At 61.5% G+C, this 21,357-nt stretch carries 22 protein-coding genes; 12 read left to right on the top strand and 10 right to left on the bottom strand.

The window, feature by feature from the left end; all coding sequences use genetic code 11:
• The first annotated feature begins 9 nt into the window (after nucleotides 1–9).
• The gene (gene guaA / locus J5274_RS04950; protein ID WP_142829083.1) at nucleotides 10–1,572 is read left to right on the top strand and encodes a glutamine-hydrolyzing GMP synthase; all 1,563 of its coding nucleotides are present in this window, start codon (nucleotides 10–12) and stop codon (nucleotides 1,570–1,572) included.
• A 395-nt stretch (nucleotides 1,573–1,967) separates the two neighbouring features.
• Here guaA and J5274_RS04945 read toward each other — a convergent pair whose 3' ends face one another.
• From J5274_RS04945 to J5274_RS04935, 3 genes are read right to left on the bottom strand one after another with little or no spacing between them, the layout of a single operon-like run.
• Complete coding sequence (locus J5274_RS04945) at nucleotides 1,968–2,729, bottom strand: ABC transporter ATP-binding protein (protein ID WP_142823659.1); 762 nt, start codon at nucleotides 2,727–2,729, stop codon at nucleotides 1,968–1,970.
• Nucleotides 2,726–3,766 carry an iron ABC transporter permease gene (locus tag J5274_RS04940; protein ID WP_142823658.1) on the bottom strand — a complete coding sequence of 347 codons (1,041 nt, stop codon included), beginning with the start codon at nucleotides 3,764–3,766 and terminating at the stop codon, nucleotides 2,726–2,728. Before J5274_RS04940 ends, J5274_RS04945 begins: the two co-directional genes overlap by 4 nt.
• A complete protein-coding gene (locus tag J5274_RS04935) occupies nucleotides 3,763–4,788 on the bottom strand; it encodes an ABC transporter substrate-binding protein (RefSeq protein ID WP_224140244.1) in 1,026 nt (341 codons plus the stop codon). Before J5274_RS04935 ends, J5274_RS04940 begins: the two co-directional genes overlap by 4 nt.
• Nucleotides 4,789–5,000: 212 nt before the next feature.
• Between J5274_RS04935 and J5274_RS04930 the strand changes: the two genes are divergently transcribed.
• From J5274_RS04930 to J5274_RS04915, 4 genes are all read left to right on the top strand, one after another.
• On the top strand, nucleotides 5,001–6,062 hold the full coding sequence (locus tag J5274_RS04930; RefSeq protein WP_142823657.1) for a succinylglutamate desuccinylase/aspartoacylase family protein: 1,062 nt from the start codon (nucleotides 5,001–5,003) through the stop codon (nucleotides 6,060–6,062).
• 2 nt (nucleotides 6,063–6,064) lie between these two features.
• Nucleotides 6,065–6,415, top strand: a complete 351-nt coding sequence (locus tag J5274_RS04925; protein WP_142823656.1) for an ArsC family reductase — start codon at nucleotides 6,065–6,067, stop codon at nucleotides 6,413–6,415.
• A gap of 3 nt (nucleotides 6,416–6,418) precedes the next feature.
• Nucleotides 6,419–6,892, top strand: coding sequence for a Cys-tRNA(Pro) deacylase (gene ybaK / locus J5274_RS04920; RefSeq protein ID WP_142823655.1), 474 nt, complete (start codon nucleotides 6,419–6,421; stop codon nucleotides 6,890–6,892).
• A gap of 106 nt (nucleotides 6,893–6,998) precedes the next feature.
• Entirely contained in the window at nucleotides 6,999–8,252 is a 1,254-nt protein-coding gene (locus J5274_RS04915; protein WP_142829081.1) for an aminopeptidase, read from the top strand.
• A gap of 19 nt (nucleotides 8,253–8,271) precedes the next feature.
• On the opposite strand, the gene J5274_RS04910 is transcribed toward J5274_RS04915, so the two are convergent.
• Nucleotides 8,272–9,132, bottom strand: coding sequence for an EamA family transporter (locus J5274_RS04910; protein WP_142823653.1), 861 nt, complete (start codon nucleotides 9,130–9,132; stop codon nucleotides 8,272–8,274).
• A gap of 78 nt (nucleotides 9,133–9,210) precedes the next feature.
• Here J5274_RS04910 and J5274_RS04905 point away from each other — a divergent pair, with 78 nt between their 5' ends.
• Nucleotides 9,211–9,708 (top strand): MarR family winged helix-turn-helix transcriptional regulator, encoded by a 498-nt coding sequence (locus tag J5274_RS04905; protein WP_142823652.1) that lies wholly within the window; start codon nucleotides 9,211–9,213, stop codon nucleotides 9,706–9,708.
• A gap of 11 nt (nucleotides 9,709–9,719) precedes the next feature.
• Here the strand turns inward: J5274_RS04905 and xseA are convergent, their stop codons facing one another.
• Nucleotides 9,720–11,333: an exodeoxyribonuclease VII large subunit gene (xseA, locus tag J5274_RS04900; protein ID WP_142823651.1), complete on the bottom strand. Its 1,614-nt coding sequence runs from the start codon at nucleotides 11,331–11,333 to the stop codon at nucleotides 9,720–9,722.
• 222 nt (nucleotides 11,334–11,555) lie between these two features.
• On the opposite strand from xseA, the gene J5274_RS04895 reads away from it, so the two are divergent.
• The gene (locus J5274_RS04895; protein ID WP_111216129.1) at nucleotides 11,556–11,786 is read left to right on the top strand and encodes a hypothetical protein; all 231 of its coding nucleotides are present in this window, start codon (nucleotides 11,556–11,558) and stop codon (nucleotides 11,784–11,786) included.
• A gap of 29 nt (nucleotides 11,787–11,815) precedes the next feature.
• On the opposite strand, the gene J5274_RS04890 is transcribed toward J5274_RS04895, so the two are convergent.
• Entirely contained in the window at nucleotides 11,816–13,657 is a 1,842-nt protein-coding gene (locus tag J5274_RS04890) for a hypothetical protein (protein WP_142823650.1), read from the bottom strand.
• A 263-nt stretch (nucleotides 13,658–13,920) separates the two neighbouring features.
• On the opposite strand from J5274_RS04890, the gene J5274_RS04885 reads away from it, so the two are divergent.
• On the top strand, nucleotides 13,921–14,295 hold the full coding sequence (locus J5274_RS04885) for a GtrA family protein (RefSeq protein WP_142823649.1): 375 nt from the start codon (nucleotides 13,921–13,923) through the stop codon (nucleotides 14,293–14,295).
• Nucleotides 14,296–14,309: 14 nt separating this feature from the next.
• Here the strand turns inward: J5274_RS04885 and J5274_RS04880 are convergent, their stop codons facing one another.
• Nucleotides 14,310–15,296, bottom strand: coding sequence for a Gfo/Idh/MocA family protein (locus tag J5274_RS04880; RefSeq protein WP_142823648.1), 987 nt, complete (start codon nucleotides 15,294–15,296; stop codon nucleotides 14,310–14,312).
• A gap of 174 nt (nucleotides 15,297–15,470) precedes the next feature.
• Here J5274_RS04880 and J5274_RS04875 point away from each other — a divergent pair, with 174 nt between their 5' ends.
• Together J5274_RS04875 and J5274_RS04870 are read left to right on the top strand one after the other, a co-directional pair.
• A complete protein-coding gene (locus J5274_RS04875) occupies nucleotides 15,471–16,421 on the top strand; it encodes an aldo/keto reductase (RefSeq protein WP_142823647.1) in 951 nt (316 codons plus the stop codon).
• A 13-nt stretch (nucleotides 16,422–16,434) separates the two neighbouring features.
• A complete protein-coding gene (locus J5274_RS04870) occupies nucleotides 16,435–16,878 on the top strand; it encodes a GNAT family N-acetyltransferase (protein WP_142823646.1) in 444 nt (147 codons plus the stop codon).
• Here the strand turns inward: J5274_RS04870 and J5274_RS04865 are convergent.
• Nucleotides 16,868–17,479: a hypothetical protein gene (locus tag J5274_RS04865; RefSeq protein ID WP_142823645.1), complete on the bottom strand. Its 612-nt coding sequence runs from the start codon at nucleotides 17,477–17,479 to the stop codon at nucleotides 16,868–16,870. The two genes, J5274_RS04870 and J5274_RS04865, sit on opposite strands and share 11 nt — an antisense overlap.
• Before the next feature lie 62 nt (nucleotides 17,480–17,541).
• Nucleotides 17,542–18,432, bottom strand: coding sequence for a LysR family transcriptional regulator (locus J5274_RS04860; RefSeq protein WP_142823644.1), 891 nt, complete (start codon nucleotides 18,430–18,432; stop codon nucleotides 17,542–17,544).
• Between the two features lie 120 nt (nucleotides 18,433–18,552).
• Between J5274_RS04860 and J5274_RS04855 the strand changes: the two genes are divergently transcribed.
• Both J5274_RS04855 and J5274_RS04850 read left to right on the top strand, forming a co-directional pair.
• Complete coding sequence (locus J5274_RS04855) at nucleotides 18,553–19,548, top strand: aldo/keto reductase (RefSeq protein WP_142823643.1); 996 nt, start codon at nucleotides 18,553–18,555, stop codon at nucleotides 19,546–19,548.
• A 51-nt stretch (nucleotides 19,549–19,599) separates the two neighbouring features.
• A complete protein-coding gene (locus J5274_RS04850) occupies nucleotides 19,600–19,830 on the top strand; it encodes a DUF3072 domain-containing protein (RefSeq protein WP_142823642.1) in 231 nt (76 codons plus the stop codon).
• Nucleotides 19,831–19,967: 137 nt separating this feature from the next.
• Here J5274_RS04850 and J5274_RS04845 read toward each other — a convergent pair whose 3' ends face one another.
• Nucleotides 19,968–21,272, bottom strand: a complete 1,305-nt coding sequence (locus J5274_RS04845) for a DUF3422 family protein (RefSeq protein ID WP_142824422.1) — start codon at nucleotides 21,270–21,272, stop codon at nucleotides 19,968–19,970.
• Between the last annotated feature and the right edge of the window lie 85 nt (nucleotides 21,273–21,357).

The following is a 21,357-nucleotide window of genomic DNA, read 5'->3' as shown; positions in this document are numbered from 1 at the left end:
AGGCTCGCCATGACCCATACAGTTCATCCAGATACCGTTCTCATCGTCGATTTCGGCAGCCAGGTAACCCAGCTAATCGCTCGGCGCGTCCGCGAAACCGGCGTCTATTGCGAGATCGCCCCTTTCCAGTCCGCCGAAGCAGCCTTTCACCGGCTGAACCCGAAGGCGGTCATCCTGTCCGGCAGCCCGGCATCGACGGTCGACGAAGGCTCGCCTCGGGCACCGCAGATTATTTTCGACAGCGGCCTTCCGGTCTTCGGTATCTGCTACGGCCAGCAGGTGATGTGCATGCAGCTTGGCGGCATGGTAGAGAGCGGCCATCACCGCGAATTCGGCCGCGCCTTCCTTGAGGTAAACCAGGATTGCAAGCTGTTCGAAGGCCTCTGGTCTTCCGGCTCGCGCCACCAGGTCTGGATGAGCCACGGCGACCGCGTAACGGCGCTGCCGGAAGGCTTCGAGGTCATCGCCACATCGTCGAACGCGCCTTATGCTTTCATCGCCGACGAGAAGCGCAAATATTACGGTGTGCAGTTCCATCCGGAAGTGGTCCACACGCCTGATGGCGCCAAGCTTATCGCCAACTTCATCCACAACATTGCCGGCCTCAAGGGCGACTGGACGATGTCGGCCTACCGCGCCAAGGCAGTCGAAGCGATCCGTGCCCAGGTCGGCAGCAGCAAGGTGATCTGCGGCCTATCCGGCGGTGTCGACTCCTCCGTTGCAGCGCTGCTGATCCACGAGGCCGTCGGCGATCAGCTGACCTGCATCCTCGTCGACCACGGCCTGATGCGCAAGAACGAGGCGGCCGATGTCGTCGCCATGTTCAAGGAGCACTATAACCTGCACCTGGTGCATGTGGATGCGTCCGACATGTTTATCGATGCGCTGGAGGGCGAAAGCGACCCGGAGACCAAGCGCAAGACGATTGGCCGGCTGTTCATCGACGTCTTCGAGGCCGAGGCAAAGAAGCTCGGTGGCGCCGATTTCCTCGCCCAAGGCACGCTCTATCCTGATGTCATCGAGAGCGTCTCCTTCTCTGGCGGCCCATCGGTCACCATCAAGTCTCACCACAATGTCGGCGGACTGCCCGCCCGGATGAACATGGCCCTGGTGGAGCCGCTGCGCGAACTGTTCAAGGACGAAGTCCGGGTGCTCGGCAAGGAGCTCGGCCTTCCCGACAGTTTCATTGGTCGTCACCCCTTCCCCGGCCCCGGCCTCGCGATCCGCTGCCCCGGTGGCATCACACGCGAAAAACTCGAAATCCTGCGGGAGGCCGACGCAATCTACCTCGACGAGATCCGCAAGGCCGGCCTCTACGACGCCATCTGGCAGGCCTTTGCCGTGCTGCTGCCGGTACAGACCGTCGGCGTGATGGGCGATGGCCGCACCTACGAATTTGTCTGCGCGCTACGCGCCGTCACCTCTGTCGACGGCATGACTGCCGATTTTTACCACTACGACATGGAATTCCTCGGCCGCGCCGCCACCCGCATCATCAACGAAGTCCGCGGCATCAACCGCGTCGTCTATGACGTCACCAGCAAGCCACCCGGGACCATCGAGTGGGAATGAGATCACTCGCCTGGCTGGTTCGTTTGAAGGAAGCTGCCTAAACGTCGATCCGCCAGTCAGCGAACCGAGTAGATTGTCTAGTGTTTCGATCCTATGAGCTCGAACTTAGCGACATAACAAATTTGCGCGCATAGATATATTACAGCTTAGTCCGGTCCGATCCGTCTCACAGCGCTACCGCCCGCTTCATATCATCATGCTCGAATGCGCTTGCCATCCGGGTCACGTCCGCGGAGTGGGCGCGCTTACGTATCGAAGTAAGCGTCTGAGAATGTTTCAAGTCCCTTCGAACCTCTGACCTGCAGACATCTAGCCTGCGAGCAAGCGCAGTCTTGCCGTCCCCGGAGACAGCGGTGCGGCGGTCTTTCTCCCTGATATCCCGCTTGGGATGCGCACTACCCGAGATAGTGGATGTGCGGCCTCTGGGTGTGCGGCGACAGTTCCACCCTGGCGTCGACGGAGAATACGTCGCGCAGCAGCGTCTCCGTCAGCACCTCCTCGGGAGTGCCTGAGGCCACGACCTTTCCTCGCTCCAGGACGATCAGTTCATCGCAGAACATGGCGGCGTGGTTCAGGTCGTGGAGTGCGATGATGCTGGTCATCGGCAGGCTGGAGACGAGCCTGAGCAGGCCGATCTGGTGCTGGATATCAAGGTGGTTCGTCGGCTCGTCGAGGATGAGCTCTTTCGGCGATTGTGCCAGCGCCCTGGCGATCTGGGTGCGCTGCCGTTCACCGCCGGAGAGGCTATGCCAACGGTCCTGGCGCTTCTCCCCCATGCCTGTGCGCGCTAGGGCCGCTTCCACCGCCTCCTCGTCTGCGATCGACCAGCCCGAAAACATCGAACGGTGGGGAAAGCGGCCGAGCTTGACCACATCGATGACCCGAAGACCGGCATTGGTGGTGGCATGCTGCTCCACGAAGGCGACGCGCTGGGCGATGTTGCGACGGCTGACCGTGCCGATGTCCTGCCCGTCGAGTGTGACTTGCCCCGTATCCGGTTGCTTGAGGCCCGCCAGCAGGCGCAGGAGGGATGTCTTGCCGGAGCCGTTGGGGCCGAGCAGGCCCAGCATCTTGCCTGATCGGGCACTGAAAGAGATCCCGTCCAGGATCGTCTTCCTGCCAATGCTCCAGATGAGATTTTCAGCTGCAATGCTCATGATGCCCGCTGGAACCGGTAGAGAATGAAGGAAAATACGGGCACGCCGACGAGCGCGGTGACGACGCCGATCGGTAGCACCTGATGGGGGATCAGCACACGCGAAGCGATATCCGCCAGCACCATGAAGATCGCACCGAAGATGGCGCAGGCTGGCAGCAGCCGGATATGCAGCGGCCCGACGATGAAGCGTGCAGCGTGGGGCACCACGAGGCCGACGAAACCGATCGAGCCGACCATGCTGACGATCGTTGCCGTCATGACCGCCGTCAGGGCAAACAGGACAATCCGGGCGCGACCGACGTTCACTCCCAACGATGAGGCTGTCTCGTCGCCGAAGGCGAAGGCATCCAGCACGCGCGCATAGGCAAGGCAGGCAACTAGCGAGATGCCGATGACGATCGAAACCAGCGTCAGTTCCGGCCAGCGCACGCCGCCAAAACTGCCGAGCAGCCAGAACATCACGTCGCGCGCCTGCTGCGCGTTGCCCGAGGTGGTGACGATGTAGGATGTGGTGGCATTGAAAAGCTGCGAGGCGGCGACGCCAGCAAGGATCGTGCGATCGGCGCCGCCGCGCGCGCCGTTCGACAGTAGCGCCACGAACAGGAAGGCCGCGAAAGCGCCGGCAAAGGCGCCCGAGGATAGCGACACCGCGCCCGATCCGATGCCGAGAATGACGATGGCAACTGCGCCTGTGGAGGCGCCGGCCGAAATCCCGAGCACATAAGGTTCTGCCAGCGGATTGCGCAGCAGCGACTGCATGATGGCCCCTGACAGAGCCAGCCCCGCACCGCAGAATGCCGCCACCAGCGCCCGGCTGAGGCGGTAATCCCAGATCACGGTTTCATGGATGCGGTTGAGTTCGATCGCCGTCATGCCGAGGCGGTTGGTGACAGCGGCAAACGTCGTCGCAAGCGGGATCGGCAGATCGCCGATGCCGACGCTGATGCCGACCACCAGGCCGATGGCGGCGAGCGACGCCAGCACAAGCAGGCTGACTGTCGCCAGCTGTCTTAGAGACCGGCGCGTCACGGTCACTTCAGCAGGCCGACGGCTTTCAGCTGGGTCTCCACCTGTTCGGCACCATAGATGGTGCGGATTGTCGGGTTCATCGCCTGACCGTCCATGACAACGATGGCCTTGTTCCTCACGGCTGCGATCTGGCTGACGGCAGGATCGCTGGTGAGGAACTTGATCTTCGCTTCCGGCTTGTCGAGTTCCCAGCGATTACGGTCGAGATTGGCGACGACGATGACGTCCGGGTTGGCAGCGATGATGCTCTCCCAGCCAAGCGTTGGCCATTCGGCTTCCGCCTCGATTGCGTTTCGGCCGCCCAGCGCATCGGCAATGAAGCCGGATGCGCCGTTCTTGCCGCCGACATAAGCGTCTGCCGAAGGGCTGGGGCTGGAGAACCAGAAGACGTAGGACAGCTTTTTTCCGTCCTTTGAAACGCTGGCACGCAGGGCTGCTTCACGCGTCTTCAGATCGGCAATCAGCGCCTGGCCACGATCTGCGACATCGAAGATCTGGGAGAGCTCGTCGATCTCCTTGTAGAGCAGATCCATGTTCCACAGCTGGTCGCGGCTGCCATATTCGTTCTTGACCTTCTCGGTGCTGAGGCAGGTGCTCGGCGAAAGGTATGTGGGCACGCCGACCTTGTCGAAATCCTCGCGCTTGGCGACCTTGCTGCTCGGCCCGATCAGGCTCGGCAGGGCGGCGGCCACAAAATCGGGATTTTCGGCGAGGATCGATTCAAAGGTCGGGAACTCTACCGTCAGGAGTTTTACCTTGGCGTTGGCCTCGGCGAGCTGGGGAAGGACCTTGCTCGGCCAGAACGCGGTACCTGCCATCCTGTCCTGCAGGCCGAGCAGCAGCATGATCTCGGCGCTGTTTTGCCCGAGCCCGATAGCCCGCTGCGGCGCCTTGCTGATCGTGATCTTCGCACCGCAATTGTCGATCGTAAGCGGATATTTCGTTGCCGCGGCGAGCGCCGGCTGGCTGACGAAAACCTGCACGAGGCAGACGCCAATTGCGGTCAGGAACGATCTGAATACGGTCACGGAAAACATCCTGCTCTTGGCCTTGCGGCAATGTGAGATTGTCAGCGCGGTATAACCATTCCGTCGGGATAAAAACAAGAGTTGTGCGCTCATATTTACTCCAGTTTAGCAGCACCACCTCAGCTGCCTGCCCGATTCATACCGAAAGCGCTTGTCGGCGGGGGAGCCTGCTTGCTATTGAACCTCTCGTCATCAGCCAGGGAGCCGCATCTATGGACGTTACCGAGATCGTCATCGAGGGCGATACGCCGGGCATCGCCTGGAAGCTGCCGGTGCTGCATTTTGCCGGCTCCGATGCTTCTGCGCCAAAGGTCTATATCCAGGCGGCGCTGCATGCCGGCGAATTGCCGGGAACCGCGCTGTTGCATTTTCTCTGCGAGAAACTGCGGGCGGCGGAGGCCAGCGGCGGCATCCAGAGCGACATCGTCGTCGTCCCGCATGCCAATCCCATCGGTGCTGCCCAATCGCTGTTCGGCGGCATGGAAGGCCGCTTCGAGCTCGGCTCGCGCACCAATTTCAACCGTGACTTTCCGCTGATCGCACTTGGCGACCGCGACAAGTTGCTGGAAAACCTCGACCGCCTGCCGGCCGTGGTGCGGCTGAAGCGCCAGCTGATCCACATGGCGCTCGGCGCAGATCTGGTCATCGATCTCCATTGCGATGATGAATCGCTGCAATACGCCTATATCGACAGCGCCTTCTGGCCGGAGTCTTCCGACCTTGCCGCAGCGCTCGAGATGGAGGCGGTGCTTTTGTCCGACGGGGAAAGCTCCGCCTTCGAGGAGGCGGTGAGCTATGCCTGGAAATACGAGGTGCCGGGCGAAAAGAAGCAGCGGCTCCCAGGGAAACTGTCGGTGACCGTCGAGCTGCGCGGTACCCGAGACGTCTATCCCGAGATGGCGAGAAAAGATGCCGATGGCCTGTGGAATTTCCTTGCAGCCCGCGGCATCGTCCGCGACGACGATGTCCGTCTTTCCGCCTTTACCGGGCCGGCCGTTCCGCTCGACAATATCGAAATGATCCGAACCCCTGTCGCCGGCACGGTGCTCTTCCACCGCAATATCGGCGAGCGCGTTGAAAAGGGAGACCTTCTGGCGACGATCATCACTGCACCCGGCATGCCCGACAGTACGCTGGATATCGTCGCGCCGCAGGGCGGACTGATCGTCACCCGCGTCTCCGACCGCCTGGTGCGGCGCGGCGCAGACCTCATGAAGATCGGCTGCGACGCCCCGAGCAGCGTCGTTCGCAAGCCCGGCACATTGGAGGACTGAGCGTGAGCGTCACGATCTACGGTATCAAGAACTGCGACACGATGAAGAAGGCGCGCAGCTGGCTGGACGCCCACGGCATCCCGTACCGTTTCCATGACTACAAGGCCGAAGGCATCGACCGCGAACATCTGCAAGGCTGGATCGGGCAAGCCGGCTGGGAGACGTTGCTCAACCGCGCCGGTACCACCTTTCGCAAGCTCGACGAGGCCGACAGGACCGGTCTCGACGCCGAAAAAGCCATTGCGCTGATGCTGGCCCAGCCCTCGATGATCAAGCGGCCGGTGCTGGAAGCTGAGGGTAAATTGCTGGTGGGATTCAGGCCTGGCGAATACGACGCCCTTTTCAAGGTTTGATCCATGTCAAAAACCACCCGGGCGACGCAGGTCCTTAGCCAGGCAAAGATCGCTTTCACTACCCATGTTTACGACTACGACCCGAACGCCGAGCGTATCGGACTGCAGGCGGCGGAAGCCTTGGGTGAGGAGCCGCATCGGGTTCTGAAGACGCTGATGGCGGAAGTCGATGGCAAGCCGGTTTGCGTTGTCGTACCCTCGGATCACGAAGTCAGCATGAAGAAGCTGGCCGCTGCCTTCGGCGGCAAGCCGGCCCATATGATGAAGCCTGTCGATGCCGAGCGGCTGACCGGCTACCACGTTGGCGGGATCAGCCCTTTCGGCCAAAAAAAGCTCGTGCCGACGGCCATCGAAGTCAGTGCCATGGACGAGGCCTATGTTTTCATGAACGGCGGACAACGCGGCCTGCAAGTTCGGCTCGATCCGAAGGATGCTCTGGCGGTTTTGAAAGCCGTTGCCGTGCCGCTGGTCGCCTGATTTTTTTCTGCCGATACCGCTGGCGATTTGGCAGCCAGCAAGCTTCATTTTCGCCGCAATGGGGTTTAAGTCTTCTGCCTTCGCATTTCCCAGCAGGCAGGTTCCCATGACATCCGTTTCCCAGAGCGCCCACACCATTGATCCCGTCAAGCTCGACAAGCTTGCCGAAGTGGCCATCAAGGTCGGATTGCAGCTGCAGAAGGGCCAGGATCTGGTCATCACCGCGCCGGTCGCCGCCATGCCGCTGGTCCGCCGTATTACCCGGCACGCCTATATCGCCGGCGCCGGGCTGGTGACCTCCTTCTATGCCGACGAGGAAGCAACCCTTGCCCGCTATGAAAACGGCAGCGACGAAAGCTTCGACCGCGCCGCAGGCTGGCTTTATGACGGCATGGCCAATGCCTTTGCCAACGGTGCTGCCCGGCTCGCCGTCTCCGGCGACAACCCGATGCTGCTTTCCGGCCAGGATCCGGCCAAGGTAGCCCGTGCGAACCGCGCCAATTCGACGGCATACAAGCCGGCGCTCGAGAAGATCTCCAATTTCGACATCAACTGGAACATCGTTTCCTACCCGAACCCATCCTGGGCACGACTGGTATTCCCCAACGACCCCGAGCCGATTGCGGTTGCCAAGCTCGCCAGGGCGATCTTTGCCGCCTCGCGCGTCGATGTCGAGGATCCGATTGCCGCCTGGGCGGAGCACAATACCAACCTGCGCGTCCGCTCCAGCTGGCTGAATGACCAGCGCTTTGAAAGCCTGCATTTCGTTGGCCCGGGCACCGATGTCACCATCGGTCTTGCCGACGGCCATGAGTGGCATGGCGGCGCCTCGACGGCGAAGAACGGCGTGACCTGCAACCCGAACATCCCGACGGAAGAGGTTTTCACCACGCCGCATGCCCTGCGAGTGGACGGCTACGTCTCGAGCACCAAGCCGCTGTCGCATGGCGGCACGCTGATCGACGATATCCGGGTGAAATTCGAAGCGGGCCGGATCGTCGAGGCCAAGGCCAGTCGTGGCGAGGAAGTGCTCAACAAGGTGCTCGACACCGACGACGGCGCGCGACGGCTGGGTGAAGTGGCACTGGTGCCGCATTCGTCGCCGATTTCCGCCAGCGGCATCCTGTTCTACAACACGCTGTTCGACGAGAACGCATCCTGCCATATCGCGCTTGGCCAGTGCTACTCGAAATGCTTCCTCGACGGCGCGTCGCTGACGCAGGAACAGGTCAAGGCGCAGGGCGGAAATTCCAGCCTGATCCACATCGACTGGATGATCGGCTCGGACAAGGTAGACATCGACGGGGTAAAGCCGGACGGCACGCGCGTACCTGTGATGCGCAAGGGCGAATGGGCCTGATTTAAGAGCGTTGCGCGCGTCATTTCGGCCCTTGGGCACGAGACGCGCGCTGGCTTGCCCAGACGCTGGCCAGCACGACGGCAACACCGGCCAGTTGCACCGCATCGAGTGCTTGTCCCAGCAGGCTCCAGCCGAGAAGGACTGCCACGAGAGGGCTCAGGAAGCCTAGCGCTGATGCCGCCGGCGCGCCGATGAGGCGGAGGCCGCGAAACCACAGGATATACGTGAAGGCCGCGCCGACCAGCCCGAGATAGAGAAACCCGGCAAGATTTGCGATCGTCAGCGGCGGCAAACCCGGCTCCAGCAGAAGTGCCGCAGGTGCCAGCATCAGACCGCCAGCTGTGAGTTGCCAGGCCGTGAAGGTCAGCGGTGATACAGGCGGCTTCCAGTGGCGACTGAGGACCGTGCCGAAAGCCATTGAGAGAGCGCCGGCAAGTCCCGCAGCGATGCCGATAGGATCGAGCGACGCACCCGGCCGCAGCACCAGCAGTGCGACGCCGCAAAGTCCCGCCATGCCGGCCACGATGGCAATTGGGCGCACCGAGGTGCCCATGACGAGGCGCGAGAGGCCGATGACGATCAATGGCTGCACCGCTCCCACGGTCGCGGCCACGCCGCCGGGCAAGCGGTAGGCGGAGACGAAGAGAAAAGCCCAGAACAGCGAGAAATTGAGCAGACCGAGCACGAGGCTTTTCCACCACCATGCGCCCTGCGGCAATTCCCTCACCATTACCAGCAGCAGAAGCCCTGCCGGCAAGGCACGCAGCGTCGCTACCGTCAGCGGCACTCCTGCCGGCAGCAGTTGCGTCGTGACGATGTAGGTCGAACCCCAGATGGCGGGAGCAAGCGCCGTCAGGCCAATATCGCGGAGGCGGGACACGGCATATCTCTATTTATCTTGACTTCAAGATAGATCCATAAATCTTGACGTCAAGATAAATTTTGCCATAGTGGCTGCATGGATCATGTCGATAGAATTCTGGAACAGTGGAGCCGAGAGCGGCCGGATCTGGACACCGCGGCCATGGGCCTGCTGGGGCGTCTCGGTCGCCTTCACAGCCATCTCATGCGCGAGGTCGAGACGACCCTTGCCGAACATGGCCTGTCACCCGCGAGCTTCGACGTTATGGCGACGCTCCGGAGAGCTGGTGCACCCTATCGTCTTTCTCCGGGCGATCTGATCGCCGCCACCATGGTGACGTCAGGAACCATGACAAACCGCATCGACCAACTGGAGAAGCAGGGCCTTGTCGCCCGCCTTTCCAACCCGCAGGACGGCCGAAGCGTGCTGATAGGCCTAACGGACAAGGGACTGTCGGTGATCGAGGATGCCGTGACGGCGCATGTGGCGAACCAGCAGAGGATCATCGCATGCCTTAGCGCGGAGGAGTTTGCAGCGCTGGACGGACTTCTTGCTCGCTATCTCGCGCATTTCGAAAGGGCCGCTGTGGAGTAGCGACGCAAATCTCAGAACAAGGTACCCTGTTTCTCACCATCGGCAGGTATCGCCGCCGGTTTTGCGGCGCGCTTCTTCGTCGGAGGAACAGGCGCGGCGGGCGGCGGCATCGTATCCATCCCCTCCCCTGCGGTGGCAGCCACACGGCCGTCTGCAAACTCCAGCGAGATCGCCTGGCCGGCCGAGATCAGCGCTGCCGACGAGAGCGGGCGATCCTCCTCATCGCGCACGACAGCATAGCCGCGCTTCAGGACATTCTTGTAGGACAGCGACTGCAGCATGCGGTCCTGCGCAGAGATGGCACCCTTGGCCATGCTGAGCCTGTGCAAGATGGCAGTATCGGAATGCCGGCCGAGATTGGCCAGGCGGTCGCGAAAGCTGCGGGTCTGGGCGGTCAACCGCGCGGGCACGCCGCGCATCGCAACATCGGCGTTGGAAATACGCTTGTGGCCGTCGAGGAGCAGGCGCTCGACGCGACGCTCGGCGCGCACCATCCGCTCGTTGAGTTTCTGACGCTTCTCGGCAATCCGGGTCGACAGCACCTCGGGGCGCAAGTGAGCGGCAGCGCGCTCGAAACTGCGGCGCTTGTTGAGGGTATTCAGTTCGAGACCGCGTCCAAGGCCTGCGGCCGTCTCGTCGAAGCGGCGACGCGGCAATGCCAGCAGTTGATCGAGCGACGGAAGGGCGCGCACCAGCGCCCGCACCGACTGGCCGTGATGATCCATATGGCGACGGATGCCTGTCTGCAGACGGGCGGAAAGGCCTGCTGCCTGCGCCTCAAGGTCGGCTTTCACCGGCACGGCCATCTCGGCAGCGCCTGTCGGGGTCGGCGCGCGCACATCGGCCGCATAATCGATCAGCGTCCAATCGGTCTCGTGGCCGACGGCAGAGACCAGCGGGATGGTGCTCTCGGCTGCAGCACGCACGACGATCTCGTCGTTGAAACTCCAGAGATCCTCGAGGCTCCCTCCGCCCCGCGCAACGATCAACACATCCGGACGCGGCATCGCTCCGCCGCGTTCGAACGCATTGAACCCACGGATGGCGTTGGCGACTTCCGACCCGGATCCCTCGCCCTGGACCTTGACTGGCCAGACGAGCACATGCACCGGAAAGCGATCGGCGATGCGGTGCAGAATATCGCGGATGACGGCACCGGTTGGCGAGGTGACGACGCCGATCACCTTCGGCATGAAGGGCAGCGGCTTCTTGCGATCGGCGTCGAACAGGCCTTCGGCGCCAAGCTTGCGCTTGCGTTCCTCGATCAACGCCATCAGGGCGCCGGCGCCGGCCGGCTCCAGGGTCTCGATGACGATCTGGTATTTCGAGGATCCGGGGAAGGTGGTGACCTTGCCGGTGGCAATGACTTCCATACCCTCTTCCGGGCGGAACTTGAGTTTGGAGAAGCTTCCCTTCCAGATGACCGCGTCTATGCGTGAACGGTCGTCCTTCAGCGAAAAATAGGCGTGCCCGGAAGAATGTGGACCGCGATAGCCGGAGATCTCGCCGCGAACCCGCACCTGGTCGAAGGCATTTTCGACCGTACGCTTGATCGAGCCGGACAATTCGGAGACCGAATATTCCGCGAGGTTCGATGGCGAATCATTTTCGAATAAGCTGCTCATGCATTCTTTTAGCGCAACTGTGCGCCAAGATCAGCCATCCGACCGCCTTCACCCGCAGTTTTCAGCCATCCGGCAAGCCATTAACAAGATCAGAAGATTGGGCTTGTCCTGTTATAGAACGACGCAGTTTTCAGCCGTTGCAAACACTTTGAACGAGCTGTTTCAGTGTTTCTTAGTGAGATCCGGGTATATCCGGGACTATCTTCTACAGGAGTTTCCCAGATGGTCTTCGTGGTTGCCTTGGCAATCGGCGTTGCCGTGTCCCTGACACGGTCCGTTGCAAGCATAGTGCTTTCGGCCGCCTTGATAGGTGTCGCCTTCGCTGCCGCGGCATTGCTGTCTCCGGCAGGAGCTTCCCTTGTTTCATTGTTGCTGGCGATTGCAGGCTTCAATTCAGCCTTTGCAGGGCAGGTTGCCCTGCTTCTCCTGCTGCAGAAGCCCCGCGTCGCCTAGGTTGGCCGACGCCATCGGAAAACCGGAATTCAGGGCTGCCTGACGCGAAAGAACTTTATGTCCGGACCCTGTTTTACCGAGAGTGGCTCCAGATAGGCAGGCACGTTACCCTTTGCTAGTTGCGCATAGAGGCCGTCAGGGCTCCGCTGCGAGAGCTTTTCGACTTGCGGATCAATTGCGCAATAGGCAAGCAGCGTCACACCGGCCTGCTGCAACAGGGCCTGCGCATCCTTCGGCGTGGCAAGGCCGATCTTCATTTCCGCCAGCATACCATCGGCGTCCCGATGGTATGGGCCCGACAGCGTACGATGCCGCGTAAAGCGCAGGATCGGTGAGCCCAGGTTGGAGGCCGCGACGACCACGCCCGGATCGAGCGCTGCGAGCGGAGCGAGGGCGTCCTTCGAGGAGCATTTGCTCTGGTCGGCTGCGACATCTGCAATGGCCGGCGTCTTCGAGAAGATATTGCCGACATTGCTATCGGCAAGGCCACCGCCGACCGCCCAGACCGCAGGTACCGAGATCAACACTCCGACCACGTAAAAGAATGCTGCGCGAATGTCCTCGGAATCGGCATTGGAAACACGCCTGAGGTCGAGGACGAAAAGCGTCAGCGGCGGAATGGCGAGCAGGTTGGCAAAGACTGCGCCGCGCACCTGCACCAGCGCAATGATCCAGTTGACCGCGAGCAGCGCCAGCAAAACAGCGTGCAGTTGCGGCCTCTCATGGCGGACAATCCTGAGGACGCAGACCGCGATTGCGAGCAGGCCGACGGCGTAGAACGCGCCAAGCGCTGTCGGTTCTGTAACGCTGAGCGTCACGATGGACTGCGCCTCGCTGACGCTGTTGAGCCAGAGTTCGACCAGCATCGGATCGAGGCCACCCAGCGGGTTACCTAGGCACTGCGGGGCAAGCAGCACTGTGGCGACTGCCACGGCAACACCGTTTGCAACCAAAACTGCAAACCGTGCCTGGCGTGGCAGGTGGCTGGCAAACAGCGCTGAGAGCAGCAGACCCACCCCGCCGACAGCAGTGATGCCGTAAAAGCCGAGCGAAAGATTGTCGCAGGTGACCATGGAATAGAAATGCGGTGGCACCGTTGCAAAGAACGCAGCGCTGATGGCGACGGTCAAGGTCAGCGCAAAGGCTGCGGCGGCCGGTGCGAAAACTTTTCCCTCCCAGGCCCAGAGCGTTGCGACCACGATGCAGGCGACGGCAACGAAAGGCGTCGTTTCGGCGCCTATGCCGATGGCGAGGGCCGAGGCCAGCGCAGCAATGGCGAAGCTCGAGGCTCGAAACCGCTCGTCGACCAGCATGGCGACGATCAGTGCGACAAGGCCAAGTTGGACGTTGTCGTGATCGATCGACCCCGGCAGGTAGCGAACGGAGGTGATGATCAAAAATGCGGTCTGGACGAGCGTGACGTGCAGGCCTGGCAGTCCGCCCAGCCGACGCCCGAGAAGCGCCATGCTGCCCATGAACGGCAACACAAGGAACAACGGCCAGACAGTGACGGCGAGCACCTCTGCCCGCTCCGGGGATACAAACAGACGGAATAAAACGATCAGGCTCGCAATCGGCAAGTCTATGAAGCGGGACCAGTGCATCAGCGTCCCACCGTCGAGGCCTAGCCGGTATTGCATCATGTCGAACCAGCCCTGGCCGCCAAGCAGGTCGCGGACTTCGACGAGGCGCATGGCATCGTCGTTGTCGGCACCGATATAATCGACGGCATTGCGGTTGAGGAACAGCAGGACGAGAATAACCACCAGACTGTAGGCCAGCATCACGAACCAGGCGCTCGACCAGAGCGACGCGGTTGCTGTTTTTCCGTCGATGCCTTCGATCGGCCGCATATCCGTCACACCAGTCATGTCGTGATCCCGTACCCTTACTTGCTGCAGAGACGAAACTACCGTTCCAGCCTCAAGAAAGCGTAAAGTTGCCGGCCATCATCCGTCAGGAAATATTGACAAATTGGTGGGATGGTCAGGGGAGACACTGGTTGCCGAGACGCTTTGTATCGGCCACCGCACCAACGACGTTATGAATGAGCGACCAAGCCGATGCTCCAGCCGTTGACCACCGATATCACCAACCCTCGCCCGGCACCCGATTTCAGCTGCAGCGGTGCAGCATGAAAAAACTGTTTTGGTTTGCCATCGCCGGCAGTATCGGCTTCGTCGTCGATGGTGGCCTGCTGATGCTGCTCCTGCATTTCACCCCGATTGGGCCTTTTGGCGCCCGTGCCATCAGCATTCCGTCGGCGATGCTGGCGACCTGGTTCTTCAACCACAGCTTTACCTTCGAAAAATCCAGCCAGTCGCTGGCCGTCGAGGGGTTTAGGTACGGCTCGGTGGGAGTTGTTTCGGCGCTGATCAATTACGGCATCTATTCCGGGCTGCTGATCACCATCCCGATCCTGCGTCCGACCTTTGCCTTGGTAATGGCCTCGGCGGCGGCGACGGCGTTCAGCTTTTTCGGCTATTCCCGCTTCGTCTTCCGCCGCTGAGTTTTATCGATGGATCAGACTGTTTCCCAGCCGTCTTTTTCGCTGGCGCGGTAGATCGCGTCGATCATCGCTTGGTTCTTCTTCGAGCTTTCCAGCGTCACCACCTCTGAAGCCCCACCGGTAGCAGCATCGGCGAAGGCCTCCGCCTCCAGCTTGTACTGGCGGCTGTCGGGGAAGCGGAAGATCTGCGACTGCCCGTGGCTGCGGTTGGCAAGCTCGACCTCTTCAGCGCCGTAGCGGTCAGCATTGAACGGCGATTTCACCTCGATGAAGCCGTCCGTGCCGTGGAAGACCATGATCTGCCGGCTGGCCATCTGCGTCGAGATGTAGAAGCTCATCTCGAAGTCGCCGAAATCGGCCTTGACGCTGGAGTACATGTCAGTGCCGAACTCGGGATCGCGCTCGGTGACCGCCTGGATGCGCTGCGGCTCCTTGCCCGTGGCAAAGCGTGTGGTGATCGACGGGTAGACGCCGATATCAGGGAGGCCGCCGCCGCCGAGTGCTGGAATGTTTCGCATGTTGCCGGCATCGCGATTAAAATAGGTGAAAGCGCCCTGCACATGCCGCAGGCGGCCGATGGCGCCCTCGGCAAGCAGTTCCCTCACCTTCTTCCAGACCGGCGTATACACCACCATGTAAGCTTCGCTCACCAGCACCTTGTTGCGATCACGGGCAGCAATCAGGCTGTCGATCTCGGCAGCCTTGAGGGCGATCGGCTTTTCGCAGAGCACGTGCTTGCCTGCATCGGCGGCCTTGATCGACCACTCGACATGCTGCGATGTCGGAAGCGGAATGTAGACGGCGTCAATCTTGTCGGAGGCGAGCATCTCCTCGTAGGAGCCGAAGGCGTGCGGAATGGAGAAGCGGTCCGCCATTTCTCGAGCGCGAGCGAGCTCGCGGCTGGCAACGGCGGTGACTACGCAGTTTTCCGCATCCTGAATGGCCGGCACCACGAGTTCGCGACCGATCTTGGCCGTCGACAGAATTCCAAAACGCAACATCGATATCTCCTCATCCTCTTTCGCCTGATCATAGGCAGCGTTGAGGTAGCGCGCAACGGCGGCGGGGCAATTCACCGACGTCCGGTTTCCTTAGCGACGTCCAGGCCCTACATAGGCAGGGCGGCTTAGCGCTGCGCCAATTTTTCAGCGTCCCACTTCATTCAGGAGAGCGGCATGCAGATGCGCCCACTCGGTAAAACAGGACTTTCAATTTCGCCAATCGTCTTCGGCGGCAATGTCTTCGGCTGGACTGCCGATGAGAAGACGTCCTTCGACATTCTCGACGCCTTCTTCGGCGCCGGCTTCAACACCATCGATACGGCCGACGTCTATTCGCGCTGGGTGCCCACCAACAAAGGTGGCGATTCTGAAGAGATCATCGGCAAGTGGCTGAAACAGGGGCATGTGGCGCGCGACAAGGCGATCATCATCACCAAGGTGGGCTCAGAAATGGGCCCCGGCAAAAAGGGCCTGAAGGAAAGCTACATCCTGAAGGCGGTGGAAGATTCGCTGAGGCGGCTGCAGACCGACTACATCGACCTCTATCTATCCCATTGGGCCGACCCGGAGACGCCGTACGAGGAAACTCTGGGTGCCTATGCCAAGCTGCGCCAGCAGGGCAAGATCCGCGCGGTCGGCTGCTCCAATCTCGACGCGGCGCAATTGCAGGCCTCGCTGGATGCTGCAGAAAAGGCCGGCGTCCAGCGCTACGACGTGCTGCAGCCGGAATACAATCTCTATGATCGCGGGAGTTTCGAAGGCCCGCTTGCCGACCTCTGCATGCGTGAAGACATTGGCGTCATCACCTATTTCAGCCTGGCGTCGGGCTTCCTCTCCGGCAAATACCGCAGCAAAGCCGACACCGAGGGCAAGGCACGCCAGGACAGGGTAGCAAAGTATCTGGACGACAAGGGACTTCGAATCCTGTCGGCGCTCGATACCGTCGCCAAGGAGACAGGGGCAACCCCCGCGGAGATTTCGCTCGCCTGGCTGCAGCAGAAAAAGGCCGTGACGGCGCCGATTGCTTCAGCGACCAGCCTTGCGCAGCTGGAGGCTTTGGTGAAGTCTGCGCAGCTGACATTGTCGCCTGAGGCGATGGCCCTGCTCGACAAGGCAGGCGCATAACGAGGACGACGAAATGACGGTGACGATCCGAGAAGCCAGGCCTGAAGACGAGGTCCGCTGGCGCGCACTCTGGGCCGACTACCTCGCTTTCTATGGCGTTGGCATCTCGGACGACATCACCGATCTCACTTGGCGCCGGGTTTTCGACCCGGCGTCGGCGATCTTCATGCGAGTGGCCGTTGTCGATGACGTGGTGATGGGCTTCGCCCTTTGCCTGACCCACGAAGGTACGTGGACCTCAGGTCTCGATTGCTACCTCGAAGACCTGTTCGTCGACGCGGAAGTGCGTGGCAGGGGCGTAGGTCAGGCACTGCTCGACGACCTCGTGGCACTTTCCAAAGCCAGCGGCTGGACGCGGCTCTACTGGCACACGGACGAGACCAACAGCACTGCGCGCAAGCTATACGACCGCTTCGTCCAGAGCGACGGCCACATACGCTATCGCATCACACTCTGATCCGCGGAAAGCCGTCATACGACCGCGAATGATCGTCCAACCAGTTGGCCATACCTTCCCGGGTCAGGATGCCGCGCGGCTCGGCATAGCTGTTGATCGATCGCTTCGGGCGCTCATGCCAAGAAATGTTGACGGCCCAGAGCTTCGGGAAAAATTGCAAGGAGGCGTATGGCAGATGGTCTTGGATCCACCATGCCAGCTTTTGCCAGTCGCCCGGTGCCTGATAGCGATCCCACACCCAGGGGACGACGACGCAGGCCGTCGCGCCCATATAGCCATTGGAATCCCTGAGGTCCCAGACATGGCCGGCGGCGTCATTGCGAGCGCAGTTCAGATTGTTGTCGTTTCCGAACCGGTTAAGCGCCTGCGAGCGGTAGCCTGAGCGAAGATGCAGCCTTCCGAAGGTCGCTTGCAGGGGCTCCAGCAGGTCGGCGCAAAGCCGACTGCCGGCCGCGATGGCAAGGGCGGGGTCATCAGGGATATTGGGGATGCCGTAAAGGCTGTCTATTTCGGAATACAGGAAATCGCGAAGGAAGAAGTTTTCGGACAGCCGCACCCGCCCCAGGTCTTCCAGCCCGCGCATAGATGCCGGTTTTCTCATGCCGCTCTCCTCCCCGCCAGGGTAAGCGGCATTTTCATGCCGGCCACCCGAAATGCTGCATCTCAGCCGCCGACCTTGAAGAAATCGATGAAGGCGCGCAACGCCGGACGCAGTTGCCGGCGGCTCGGGTAATAAAGGAAGGGACCGGGATAGGGCTGGCACCAGTCCTCCAGCACTCTGACCAGCCGCCCGCCGGCCACCTCGTCCTCGACGCGGATGTTGAAGAGATAGGCTAGACCGGCGCCGCTGAGCGCTGCCAGTAGCGCAAGCCTATCCTCACCGACGATGAGCGGCCCGTCGACCGCGACCACCAGAGCCTCTCCGTCCTTGTCGAACTCCCAGCGATAGATCGAGCCGTTCGAAAAGCGGCGCTTGATGCAGCGGTGTGCGACGAGGTCGCGGGGATGGACGGGGATCGGATGCTTTGCGAAATAACCGGGCGAGGCGGCGATGACTGTGCGCATCTCAGGCGAGATGCGCACAGCGATCATGTCGGCATCGAGGCTTTCCTCCATCCGGATGCCCGCGTCATAGCCCTGGTCGACGATGTCGATGAAGCCATCCTCGTTGGCGATTTCCAGCGTGATATCGGGATAGGCATTGAGGAAATCGCCGATGCGGGGTCCAAGCAGGATGTCCGAGGCGAACCGGGGCGCGGTGATGCGCAGGTTGCCGGCGGGCCGGTCGCGCGCGTCGATGGCCGCCTCCAGCGCAATACCGATCTCGTCGAGCGCCGGGCGCAGGCGTTCCAGCAGGCGTTGCCCCTCCTCCGTCGGCGCGACGCTGCGGGTGGTGCGGGCCAGCAGGCGGACGCCGAGGCTCGCCTCCAGGCTGGATATGGCATGGCTAACAGCCGACGGCGCGATCGCCAACTCCTTGGCGGCGTCACGAAAGCTGCGATGGGCGGCCACGGAGGCAAAGACCGCCAGTTGCGAGAGCTGTGTTCTGTTCATTGATCGAAATGATAGAACAGTGCATTGCAATTTGCACCCATATTCAAAAGCTTTCCCGCGCCCTATCTCTTGGGTGTATTGCGTCGCCTGCAGGGCTGACCGTTCCCAAGGAGAGATTTCATGAAGACCCGCAAACTCGGAACAGAACTCACCGTCTCGGCCATCGGCCTCGGCTGCATGGGAATGAGCCACGCCTATGGTGGCCAGGACGAGCAGGATGCCATCCGCACCCTGCATCGCGCCGTCGAGATCGGCGTCACCTTTTTCGACACGGCCGAGGTCTATGGCCCCTTCGCCAACGAGATCCTGGTCGGCAAGGGCCTGAAGAGCGTCCGCGACAAGGTGACTATCGCCACCAAATTCGGCTTCAAGATCGATCCGGCCAAGACGGATTCGCAGGCCATGTCCGGGCTCGACAGCCGGCCGGAGCATGTGCGCGAGGTGGCGGAGGCCTCGTTGAAGCGGCTCGGCGTCGAGGTGATCGATCTGTTCTACCAGCACCGCCCCGACCCGGAAGTGCCGATCGAAGACACTGCCGGTGCCGTGGCCGATCTCATCAAAGCCGGCAAGGTCCGCGCTTTCGGCCTCTCGGAAGCGAGCGCTGAGCACATTCGCCGCGCCCATGCCGTGCAGCCGGTCTCGGCGCTACAGAGCGAGTATTCGCTCTGGACCCGCGATCCCGAAGGCGAGATCCTCGATACGTGCCGCGAACTTAACATCGGTTTCGTACCGTTCAGCCCGCTTGGACGCGGCTTCCTGACAGGCAAGATCCAAAACACCTCCGAGTTCGGGGAAGGCGACTTCCGCAAGAACCTGCCACGCTTCGAAGCCGAGAACATGGCTGCCAACTTGGCGCTCGTGAAGCTCGTGGAGGAGATGGCAGCTGAAAAGGGAGCCACTGCCGCGCAGCTGGCGCTCGCCTGGGTTCTGGCCAAGGGCGATTTCATCGTGCCCATTCCCGGCGCCCGCAAGATTACCCATCTGGAGCAGAACACTGCTGCGGCCGACGTCGTGCTGACGGCCGAAGACGTGACGAGACTGGATGACATGCTGTCGCCGGACAAGATCGCCGGGGCGCGCTATGGCAAACCTGCGGCCTGGAATGCAAAGCGCTGACGGAACCTGGCCTCCTCAAGAACGTTAAGAGAACAAACAAGGAGGCTAGCAATGATAGACGAGCACAATCCAAAGACCGATCCGGACCCTTCCTCCAACACGGAAAAGGATCCGGACGACTGGGTCACCGGCGACGAACCGATGACCGGTGCCCAGAAGTCCTATTTGAAAACGTTGACGGAACAGGCGCACGAGCCGGATGCTTTTTCCGAAGAGCTCTCCAAGGCAGAGGCGTCCAAGCGTATCGACGAGATCAAGAGCCGGATGCAAAAACAACACTGAAGCAGTTCGCTGCATACAATGGAAAAGCGCGATACAACGAGGCGACGTCAGCGAGAGCAGACGCCGCCTTTTCCATTGCGGATCCGGTCATCGGCATCGAAAATTCAGCTCCTGCAGTAACGCCAGAATGAGCGTCTTTAGTTGATGGAGCGGGGTTTGTCTGATGCACGCACGGGATCATCGCTATGCCGGCTCCGGATGCGCCGGACCGTAAGCCAGACGCCGACAATCACGAACGGCACCGAGGCACCCGTCAGCGTATCGGACGAAATATTGAGACCGATGGCGTGGATGACCTTGGCGAGATAGCCGACCAGGCCGATGACATAATAGGAAATGGCAGCTACCGACAGGCCTTCCACCGTTTGCTGCAAGCGCAGCTGCAGATGCGCCCGCTTGTCCATCGATGCCAGAATTTCGGTGTTGAACTTCTGCAGGTCGACGTCGATCCAGCTGCGCAGCAGGCCGCTGGCGCGCGCCAGTTTGCTCGAGAGGTTGGCCTGCCGCACTTCAACGGACTGGCATGTTCGCATGGCCGGCGCCAGGCGCCGCTGCAGGAAAGCACCGAGCGTCTCGTTGCCGGGCAATCCCTTCTCCGCCAGCATGGCGACACGATCAAGGACGATGTCGTAATAGGCGCGGCTGGCGCCGAATCGATAGAGGCTCAGCGCCGCATTTGCCTCCAGTTCGGCAGCAAGGCGGGTGATCTCGGCGAGCATCGCATCGGCTTCGTCACGCGCGTGCTGCTTCATGCCCTGGGTGATGGCGGTGAAGCTGTTCTCGATCTGGCGGATCTCGGGGGAAAGGGTCTGCGCAAGCGGCAAACCCATCATCGCCAGCGTGCGATAGGTCTCGATATCGAGAATACGCTGAGTGAGCATGCCACGGGCGGCATCCGTCATACCGCGGTCGAGGATCAGGAACTTGGTGAGGCCATCACCATCTTGGCGGAAGTCGGTCACGATCGTCGCCTTGCCGTCCGCCACGGTGCTCTGACAGAGACTGGTCAGGTCGAAATTCTCGATCACATCAACCGATACCTCTGTGGCAGGCCGGATCTCGATGCGGACACCGGAGATGAACGGACCGGGCGCTACAAAGCGGGATCCAAAGGGATTGATCGGGATATCGCCGCCGAATTTCGCGGGAGCCGGGGTGTCCCAGAAATAGGTCGAGAATTCCGTATGACGCTCCCAGCGCAACGTGCCGCCACCCCAGGTCATCGTATGATGGCTGGAATCGGCAGCCGGAGCCGGAACACCCTGCCCTAGCGACAGATCCGTGAGGATTGCGTGGTCGGCAGTGAAATTTGCTTCCGTCAGGAAGGCAATCTGGAAGACGACGCGCGGAAGTGCGAGCAGCGTATAGGGCCTCGAATGGATCTCACCGATCGCCTTTGCGCGAATCTCGGCACTGGGGAAGGAAAAACTGCGCTTCGACACTTCGCTGCCCTCGAGCGGCCGTGATGGCCAGCACCATTCCTCGCTATGCGCAAATGCGCTCATGGACAAGGGGTCGAGGTTTGGT

It is taken from the genome of Rhizobium sp. L51/94, assembly GCF_019355555.1.
Lineage (GTDB): Bacteria > Pseudomonadota > Alphaproteobacteria > Rhizobiales > Rhizobiaceae > Rhizobium > Rhizobium rhododendri.
The sequence above is the reverse complement of the archived record's forward strand: the minus strand, read 5'-3'. Positions and strand labels throughout refer to the sequence as shown.